The following is a 9,712-nucleotide window of genomic DNA, read 5'->3' on the forward strand; positions in this document are numbered from 1 at the left end:
CGCCTTCTGCACCATCTCGTAGCTCGCGCGGCTCGTCACCACGGTAAAACCGTTGCGCACGTCGAGGCCGCGCCGCACGAGCGCGCCGAGCAGCTTGTCGAGCGCGTTGTGCCGGCCGACGTCCTCGCGCAGCATCATGAGGCTGCCGTCGAGACCGGCCCATCCGGCCGCATGCGTCGCACCGGTCGCCGCGGCGAGCGCCTGCTGCGCCTGCAACCCGGCCAGTGCGCGCGACAGCGCACTCGCATCGACGCGCGGCCCTTCCGCGACCGGCGTCGGCTGACGCAAGGCGTCTTCGAGTGCCTGTGCACCGCACAGGCCGCAGCCGCTGCGCCCGGTCAGGTTGCGCGTACGTCGCTCGAGCGCGTCCGCCCGCATGGCCGGCACGCGCAGGCGGATCTCGATGCCCTCGAGCAAGGTGTGTGTCGCCAGCGATTCGAGTTCCGCTGCATGCGCGACGATGCCCTCGCTCAGCGAGAACCCGAGCGCGAAGTCGTCGAGATCGCACGGCGTCGCCATCATCACGACGTGCGGGCGATCGTTGTAGACGAGCGCGACCGGCACCTCCTCGGCGACGCAGTCGTCGACATGCTCGAGCGCGCCCGCACGCACGCGTGCGACCGGGCGGCGCACCCAGCCGGCGTGCACGTCGGCCGCCGCGGGCGCCTCAACGCGTGTCGGCGGCTGTCGCATGGCGGGCCTGCGCGAGCAGCGCACGCTGCCGCTCGTCGGCGGCGCGGAAGCGCTGCTGCCAGTCGGACGGCTGGCCGACGCGCGTGACCTCGACCGCGGTGACCTTGTACTCGGGGCAGTTCGTCGCCCAGTCCGAATTCTCCGTGGTGATCACGTTCGCGCCCGAGCCTGGGAAATGGAACGTGGTGTAGACGACGCCCGGCTGCATGCGGTCGCTGAGCAACGCGCGCAGCACGGTTTCGCCGGCGCGGCTCGCGATGCCGACCCAGTCGCCGTCGCGGATGCCGCGCTGCTCGGCGTCGTGCGGATGGATCTCGAGGCGGTCCTCGGCATGCCAGCGGTTGTTGTCGGTGCGGCGCGTCTGTGCGCCGACGTTGTACTGGCTGAGGATGCGCCCGGTGGTGAGCAGCAGCGGATACTTCGCCGTCACCTTCTCGCTCGTCGGCACGTATTCGGTCAGCATGAAACGGCCCTTGCCGCGCACGAACGCGTCGACGTGCATCGTCGGCGAGCCGGCGGGATGCTCGTCGTTGCACGGCCACTGGATGCTGCCGAGCTCGTCGATGCGCGCGAAGCTGATGCCGGCGAAGGTCGGCGTGAGCCTCGCGATCTCGTCCATGATCTCGGCCGGATGCGCATAGCGCATCGGGTAGCCGAGCGCATTCGAAAGCAGTTGCGTGACTTCCCAGTCGGCGTAGCCGCCGCGCGGCTCCATCACCTTGCGCACGCGCGAGACACGGCGCTCGGCATTGGTGAACGTGCCGTCCTTCTCGAGGAACGTCGAGCCCGGCAGGAACACGTGGGCGAACTTCGCGGTTTCGTTGAGGAACAGGTCCTGCACCACCACGCACTCCATCGCCATGAGTGCGGCGGTCACGTGCTGCGTGTTGGGATCGGACTGCGCGATGTCCTCGCCCTGGATGTACAGCCCCTTGAACTCGCCGTCGAGCGCGGCCTCGAACATGTTCGGGATGCGCAGCCCCGGCTCGGCCTGCAACGGCACGCCCCAGGCTCGTTCGAACGTCGCACGCACGCCGTCGTCGGCGACGTGGCGGTAGCCGGGGAACTCGTGCGGGAACGAACCCATGTCGCACGAGCCCTGCACGTTGTTCTGCCCGCGCAGTGGGTTGACGCCGACGCCGACGCGGCCGAGGTTGCCGGTCGCCATCGCGAGGTTGGCGATCGCCATCACCGCGGTCGAACCCTGCGAATGCTCGGTCACGCCGAGGCCGTAGTAGATCGCCGCGTTGCCGCCGGTCGCATATAGCCGCGCGGCCGCACGCACGTCGGCCGCGGGCACGCCGGTCACCGCTTCGAGCGCCTCGGGCGAATTCTCCGCGCCGGCGACGAACGCGCGCCAGCGCGCGAACGAATCGATTTCGCAACGCTCGCGAACGAACGCTTCGTCGACGAGATCCTCGACGACGATGACGTGGGCGAGCGCGTCGAGCAGCGCGACGTTCGTGCCGGGCCGCAACTGCAGGTGATGGTCGGCACGCACGTGTGCGCCGCGCACGAGTTCGATCCGGCGCGGATCGACGACGATGAGCCGCGCACCGCGGCGCAGGCGGCGCTTGAGCTGGGAGGCGAACACCGGGTGCGCATCGGTCGGGTTGGCGCCGATCACGAGGATCACGTCAGCGTGCATGACCGAATCGAAGTCCTGCGTTCCGGCCGATTCGCCGAGCGTGCTCTTGAGCCCGTACCCGGTCGGCGAATGGCACACGCGCGCGCAGGTATCGACGTTGTTGCTGCCGAATGCGGCGCGCACGAGCTTCTGCACGAGGTAGGTTTCCTCGTTGGTGCAGCGCGACGAGGTGATGCCGCCGATCGAATCGCGCCCGTACTTCCCCTGGATGCGGCGGAACTCGGCGGCGACGTGCGCGATCGCCTCGTCCCAGCCTACCGTGCGCCAGGGGTCGGAGATCTTCGCGCGCAGCATCGGCTCGAGGATGCGCTCGCGATGCGTGACGTAGCCGGTCGCGAAGCGTCCCTTCACGCAGGAATGGCCATGGTTCGCATGACCGTCCTTGTTCGGCACCATGCGCACGAGCCGCTCGCCCTGCAGTTCCGCGCGGAACGAGCAGCCGACGCCGCAGTAGGCGCAGGTCGTGACGACGCTGCGCGTCGCCTGGCCGTGCTCGAGCAGCGACTTCTCCATCAGCGCGCCGGTCGGGCACGCCTGCACGCAGGCGCCGCAGGAGACGCAGTCCGAATCCATGAACGGTTCGTCCTGGCCGGCGACGATCGCCGATGCGTATCCGCGTCCCTGCACGGCCAAGGCGAACGTGCCCTGCTGTTCATCGCAGGCGCGCACGCAGCGCGAGCAGACGATGCACTGCGCCGGGTCGAAGCGGAAATACGGATTGGACGCGTCGACCGGCCGCGGCTGTGCCGGGTCGACGCCGTAGCGCACCGTGTCGACGCCGAGCCGCTCGGCCATCCGCTGCATCTCGGTGCCGAAACCGCCGGCGAGCGCGCCGGGCGGATGGTCGGACAGGTACAGCTCCATCACGCCGCGGCGCAGGCGTTCGACCTTCGCCCCACCCGTCGTCACCTTCATGCCGGGCGCGACCGGCGTCGTGCACGAAGCCGGAAAGCCCTTCATGCCTTCGACCTCGACGAGGCACAGCCGGCACGAACCGAATGCATCGAGCAGCTCGGTCGCGCACAGCTTCGGAATTTCGATGCCGGCCCCGGCCGCCGCGCGCAGCACCGACGTGCCCGCAGGCACGCGCACGTCGACGCCGTCGATCGTCAGCGCGACGAGGGCGTTCGAGGTCGATGTCGGCGTGCCGAGATCGGTTTCGGCGATGGACAACATGTTCTCTGCTCCGCTTGGCCTTGCGCAGCGCCGACCGGGGTTCGGCCGACGACGGCGCCCATGCGCGCCACCTTACTCCCGCGAGGCGGATTTCTCGAAGTCTTCGCGGAAGTGCTTCAGCGCACTGACCACCGGATCCGGCGTCAATCCGCCGAGCGCGCACAGCGATCCATGCCGCATCGTGTCGCACAGGTATTCGAGGAGGGCGAACTGTGCCGCACGGTCGATGCCCGCACGCAGGCGGTCGAGCACCTCTACCCCGCGCGTCGAACCGATCCGGCACGGCGTACACTTGCCGCACGATTCGACAGCGCAGAACTCCATCGCGTAGCGCGCCTGTTCCGCCATGTCGACGCTGTCGTCGAACGCGACGATGCCGCCGTGGCCGAGCATCGCGCCGATCGAAGCGAACGCCTCATAGTCGAGCGGCGTGTCGAACTGCGACTCGGGCAGGTACGCGCCGAGCGGTCCGCCCACCTGGACCGCGCGGATCGGCCGGCCGGAGTACGAACCGCCGCCCCAGTCGTAGAGGAGTTCGCGCAGGGTCACGCCGAACGCCTTTTCGACGAGGCCGGTGCGCTTGAGGTTGCCGGCGAGCTGGATCGGCAAGGTGCCGCGCGAGCGGCCGACGCCGTAGTCGCGGTAGTACGCGGCTCCGCGTTCGAGGATCAATGGCACCGAGGCGAGCGAGATCACGTTGTTGACGACGGTCGGCCGCCCGAACAGGCCCTTGAGTGCGGGCAGCGGCGGCTTGAACCGCACCTGTCCACGCTTGCCTTCGAGACTTTCGAGCAGCGAGGTTTCCTCGCCGCAAATGTAGGCGCCCGCGCCCAGCCGCACCTCGAGGTCGAAGCGCCGGCCGCTGCCGCGGATGTCTGCGCCGAGCCAGCCGGCGGCGTAGGCATTCGCGATCGCCGCATCGAGCACGCGGCGTGCATGCGGATACTCGCTGCGCAGGTAGATGTAGCCCTGCGTCGCACCGACCGCGACGCCGGCGATCGTCATGCCTTCGACGAGCGCGAGCGGGTCGCCTTCCATGAGCATGCGGTCGGAGAACGTGCCCGAGTCGCCTTCATCGGCGTTGCAGACGATGTACTTCGAGGTTTGAGGGCCGAAGGGCGAGGGCTGCTGCGCCTGCGGCGCTTCGAGGACGGTCTTCCACTTGATGCCGGTCGGGAACGCGGCGCCGCCACGGCCGCGCAGGCCCGAATCGATGACCACCTGCACGATGTCGGCGGGCGCCAGCGCGAGCGCATTGCGCAAGCCGCGATAGCCGCCGCGCGCGACGTAGTCGGCGACGCTGAGTGGATCGGTGAGGCCGACGCGCGCGAAGCAGAGGCGATCCTGCCGCGCGAACCAGTCGAGCGATTCGATCGCACCCACGCGCCGCGGGTGCGCCCCCGCGTTCGCGAGACCCGCGTCGAAGAGATCCGCCACCTCGCGTGCCGCGACCGGACCGTAGCCGACGCGCGTCGTCGAATCGCCCGCAGCGGCCTCGACTTCGACCAGCGGCTCGAGCCACAGCAAACCACGCGAGCCGGTGCGCATGAGGTCGATCGCGACGCCGCGCTCGCGCGCGACGGTTTCGATCGCGCGCGCGGTCGCATCGGCACCGAGCGCGAGCGCGCTCGCATCGCGCGAGACGTACACGCGCAGCGGGACCATGTTCGCAGGCGCGCTCACCGGCGCAGCTCCGCGACGAGCGCGTCGAACGATGCGGGTGTCACGCGCGCGTGCAATTCCTCGTCGTCGACGAGCAACGACGGTCCGCAACCGCAATTGCCGAGGCAGTACACGGGCTCGAGCGTGATCGCGCCATCCGCGCTCGTGCCGTGCCAGTCGACACCGAGCGACTGCTTCGCGTGCGCCTCGAGCGCGCGCGCGCCGAGCGCCTGGCACGCCTCGGCACGGCACAGGCGCACGACGTGGCGCCCCGGCGGCGTGCTGCGGAAGTGGTGATAGAAGCTGACGACGCCGTGCACCTCGGCGCGACCGAGGTCGAGCGCGCGCGCGATCGTCGGCACGGCAGCGGGCGGCACCCAGCCGAGTGCGTCCTGCACGCCGTGCAGGATCGGCAACAGCGCGCCCGGGCGGCCGCGATGCAGAGCGAGCACGGCATCGACCGCGGCACGCTGGCCGAGCGTCATGTCACCGTCGGCCAGCGACGAATCGTGTGGTGATGGCGTGTCGCCCATGGTCGTGCGCGTCGCATGCCGCCAAGACGCGGAAGTCCGGATCGGGCCCCTGACTCTGCACCACGCCGCCCGCTGCTGCAACCGCGCGGGCTGCGGCGACGCGCAGGCCTCATGCGCTCAGTACTCGATGCGGCAGTCGCAGTCGAAGCTCGCTTCGCGCGTGCCGACGACACCGGTGTAGGTCGACGTGACGTGGGCGTTGCGGTATTTGCCCGTGCCGCCGGTGAACCTGAGCGTGCCTCCGTTGGTCGGATCCGCGGCGCCAGGTTCGCTGCCGCGCGCGGCATGGCGCCCCTCGAACTCGATCGTCACGCTGGCACCGTTGGACAGGCGCCTGAGCGCATAACCGTGGTGCGTGCCTGCTCCGGCGATGGAATCGGTCTGCGCGAAGTTCATCGCCTGGGCGCCGTCGAAATCCTTGGCCGGGCTGCTCAACCGATACGCATATACGCGCTGGCCGATCTCGTGCGCCGGCCGGTCGCTGACCCATGCGGTCGTGCTGCTGATGTCGTCGAGGCTGCGCACGCCGTGCACGTGGATGGTTTCCACGCGCGACGTCGGCGTCGGCGAGGTCGTTGCAGCCGGCGATTCCGGCGCGGCGGCGCAGCCGGATGCCAAGGCGGCGAGAACGAGCGATGACGGCAGGACGATGGCGCGTTTCATGGCACGGCTCCTGTTCGCCATGGAGAACACTGGAAGCATGAGAGCGACGCGGGGCTTCGTCGCCGGTGCGCAAAAGGCGGGCGGACCCTGCGTGCACCTGGCCATCAGTCGAACCCGTCGATGAAGATCGCGTCGCCGAAGTGGATCGGCACGACGTACGGCAGCTCGTCCTCACTCGCGGTGGCGGTGCCGACGAGGCCGAGGTCCATGTCCGCGGGTGGCGCGGTCGAGACGAACTCGAAGTGGAAGAGCGTGCCCCAGTCGAGGCTGTTCGAACCGGATGGAGCAGCCCACGTGACCGCCGTCGCCGAGGTCGAGGCGCTCCAGTCGTTGCCGCCGTCGGGATCGGCATCGTCGAAGCGCAGATCGCTGACCGTCGTGCCGACCGTGATCGGCACGCTGAAGCGGACGAACCCGTGGTTCGCGTCGAGCTTGAGGTTCGGCTCCGACGGATGCGCCGGATCGACCGCTGCATGCGCGTAGTCGAAGTTCGCGATCGCGAACTCGTAGCGCCAGTGGCCGCTGCCGGCCGGGCGCGCGCGCACCGCGACGCGTGCGCGGCCGAGCGGCGTCGCGAGTTCGACGTTCGCCTCGCCGGCGAGCGGCGTGACTGCGCTCACCCAGTGGTCGAGTACGGGCCCGAGGTGGAAGTCGGCGCCGGCCGGCACGTCGCCGACGAGATCGACGTCCCACGCGGCCGACGGCGGCTGCGTGCCGAGGTCGGTCTTGCTGAATGCGACTTCCCGATAGGCCATCGAATCGTAGATCGCGTCGTCGTCGCGCACGACGTACCAGTACTCGAGGTAATAGCGCGCGCCAGTCGATTTCGGCGGCAGCAGCTCGCTCTCGGCGACGACCATGCGGTACTGGAACAGGTCCTGTGCGCCGGAGCCGTCGTTGACGCCGTCGCAGTCCGCATCGTAGATCGAACCGCAGCGGCCCCACACCGCGGTGTGCGGCACGATCTCCGAGCGCGGGCCGAGATAGGTGCTGCCGTCGTTGTTGTAGTTGGAATAGGTGTCCTCGCACTGGGGAAAGATCACGTGGCCCGGCGCGCAAGCGGGATCGATGCAGGCGAAATTGACCGTGTAGAACGCATGCTTCACGCCCGACGCGCCGATCTGGCGGATGCGCCCGGCCGCGTCGATGCGGTAGAGATTCCAGATGAGGTAAGGATGCTGGTCGTTGCCGTAGGGCGGCTGCGGCACGCCTTCCGCACCGGGCTGGTCGCGATTGAACTTTTCGTACCAGGCGACTGCGGTCGCGCCGCTGTTGCGAAGGGTGGAGTCGGCATTGACGACGATACGGCAACCGGTACTCGTCGGCGTGCAATCGCCACTGTCGCGCTTGACGTAGACCGAATCGCTCCAGCCGGTCCAGGTCGTCGCGCCGTAGATCATCGAGATGCCCGCGGGGTTGCCCGGCGACGGCCACGGCGCGTCGCAGACACCGCCATCGGGAGCGGGCGCGAGTGCTGCGGACGTCGACGCGCGCAGGTCGAGGCCGCCGACCGCGGCGCCCGCTCGCGCACCGAGCAGCGCGGCCAGGCGGGGCGCGAGGCGCAGGTTCATGTGGCGCATCGCGAATACGTCGCGCGCGTCGCCTTCGAAGCCGTAGTGGGCGTGGTCGGCCGTGAACCAGGTGCGGCCCTGCGCGTCGACGAGATCGAGGCCCAGGCGTGTATCCGCGCTTGCACGCAGCGCGAAGCCGCGCAGGTCCAGCGTGCCGCCGCGATGGCGCAGCACCGGGCCGCCGGCATGGCGCAGCGCGCCGCCGCCGATGCCGGTGGGCACCGCACCGCGGTGGTTGAACTGCAGGTCGCTCGCGGCGAGCGCAGTGAATTCGCTCGCGTCGTAGCGCTGGCCGGGCACGCCGGGTACGCGCTCGAGCGCGCCGTCGACCCGCTCGACCGAAAGACCGAAACGGCGCAATGCGTCGGGGTTGAATTCGATCCGCGTGCGGCCGCCCCAGGCGAACCAGCTGCCGCCGTCGTCGCTCGCCGCCGGGCGCGCCGAAGGCGCAGCGATCACCGGGGCGCCGGCGATCGACGTGGCGGCGACGAACATCGCGAGCAACGATGCGCGCATGGCCTCTCCGACGGGCGGCGACGCAACGCCGTCACGTCGATCGAGGCTAGCACAACGCCTGCGTGGCGGCGTGCGCTTCGTCGCGTTTTCGCCGGCACACCGCAACGCGCGAATCGCAGCCGGACTACACTCGCGCAAACGGCTGCCGCCGGCGCGATCGCGTGTCCATCCCGGCATCGCTATGGCGTTGTGCGCCTGAATCTCCGCGCAGGAATCCGCGATGACCGAGCCGCCGTCGAATCTGCGAGAGCTGTTCGAGCATGCGCTGGCGCTCGCGCCGCATGAACGCACCGCCTGGCTCGGCGGTTGCCCCGCCGCGATGCGCACCACGCTGCAACGCATGCTCGCCGCCGATGCCGCGCGGGACGCGCCGCTCGACGCGGCCTTCGAGGACCTGCTCGGTCGCGTCGGCGACACCGATGCCGATGTCCCGCTCGCCGCGACCGGTTCCGCGATCGGACCGTTCGTGCTCGGTGAGCGCCTCGGCGAAGGCGGCAGCTCCGTCGTGTTCCGCGCGACGCGCGAGCAGGCTGGCGTGCGCCAGGCGGTCGCGCTCAAGCTGCTGCGGCGGGGGATCTACACCGCCGACGAACAGCGGCGCTTCCGCAGCGAACGCCGCGCGCTCGCGCAGCTGCGCCATCCGGGCATCGCCCGCCTCATCGAAGGCGGCGTGACCGATGCGGGCGTGCCGTACATCGCGCTCGAACTCGTCGAGGGTGTGCCGATCACCGACTTCGCACGCGCGCGGCGCCTCGACCTCGCCGCACGCGTGCGCCTGTTCGTCGCCGTCTGCCGCGCCGTCGAGGCCGCACACCGCGCGCTGATCGTGCATCGCGACCTCAAGCCGTCGAACGTGCTCGTCACCGACGACGGCGAGGTCAAGCTGCTCGATTTCGGCATCGCCAAGCTGCTCGACGCGGACGATCCGCACGACACGACGCGCACCCAGGCGGTGGCGATGACGCCGGCATACGCGGCGCCCGAGCAGTTCCGCCAGGGCCTCGTGACCGCGGCGACCGACGTCTACGCACTCGGCGTCCTGCTCGGCGAACTCCTCACCGGGCGCCGGGGTGAATCCGGCGACACGCGCACGTTGTCGGCGCAGGCGCACAGGGCGGCGGCCGACGCCCCGCTGCCGCCGGCAGCGCTACGGCGTGCGCTGCGCGGCGATCGCGATCACCTCGTGCTGCGCGCGATCGATGCCGAGCCCGAGCGGCGCTACACCGGCGCCGGTGCGCTCGCCGACGACC

At 70.2% G+C, this 9,712-nt stretch carries 7 protein-coding genes; 1 reads left to right on the top strand and 6 read right to left on the bottom strand.

Annotation, left to right across the window (positions count from 1 at the left end; translation table 11 throughout):
* From fdhD to ACTHK2_RS14620, 6 genes are all read right to left on the bottom strand, one after another.
* The coding region (gene fdhD / locus ACTHK2_RS14595; protein WP_440246444.1) for a formate dehydrogenase accessory sulfurtransferase FdhD at nt 1-648 on the bottom strand (648 nt) is incomplete at its 3' end.
* A gap of 19 nt (nt 649-667) precedes the next feature.
* A complete protein-coding gene (gene fdhF, locus ACTHK2_RS14600; RefSeq protein WP_440246445.1) occupies nt 668-3,517 on the bottom strand; it encodes a formate dehydrogenase subunit alpha in 2,850 nt (949 codons plus the stop codon).
* Between the two features lie 72 nt (nt 3,518-3,589).
* Complete coding sequence (locus tag ACTHK2_RS14605) at nt 3,590-5,200, bottom strand: formate dehydrogenase beta subunit (protein ID WP_440246446.1); 1,611 nt, start codon at nt 5,198-5,200, stop codon at nt 3,590-3,592.
* The gene (locus ACTHK2_RS14610) at nt 5,197-5,712 is read right to left on the bottom strand and encodes a formate dehydrogenase subunit gamma (RefSeq protein WP_440246447.1); all 516 of its coding nucleotides are present in this window, start codon (nt 5,710-5,712) and stop codon (nt 5,197-5,199) included. Before ACTHK2_RS14610 ends, ACTHK2_RS14605 begins: the two co-directional genes overlap by 4 nt.
* A gap of 117 nt (nt 5,713-5,829) precedes the next feature.
* Nucleotides 5,830-6,375 carry a hypothetical protein gene (locus ACTHK2_RS14615; protein WP_440246448.1) on the bottom strand — a complete coding sequence of 182 codons (546 nt, stop codon included), beginning with the start codon at nt 6,373-6,375 and terminating at the stop codon, nt 5,830-5,832.
* A gap of 104 nt (nt 6,376-6,479) precedes the next feature.
* Nucleotides 6,480-8,462, bottom strand: a complete 1,983-nt coding sequence (locus ACTHK2_RS14620; RefSeq protein ID WP_440246449.1) for a hypothetical protein — start codon at nt 8,460-8,462, stop codon at nt 6,480-6,482.
* Between the two features lie 220 nt (nt 8,463-8,682).
* On the opposite strand from ACTHK2_RS14620, the gene ACTHK2_RS14625 reads away from it, so the two are divergent.
* Nucleotides 8,683-9,712 (top strand): serine/threonine-protein kinase (locus tag ACTHK2_RS14625; RefSeq protein WP_440246450.1); only part of this gene is annotated, 1,030 nt, incomplete at its 3' end.

It is taken from the genome of Dokdonella sp., assembly GCF_051958935.1.
Lineage (GTDB): Bacteria > Pseudomonadota > Gammaproteobacteria > Xanthomonadales > Rhodanobacteraceae > Dokdonella_A.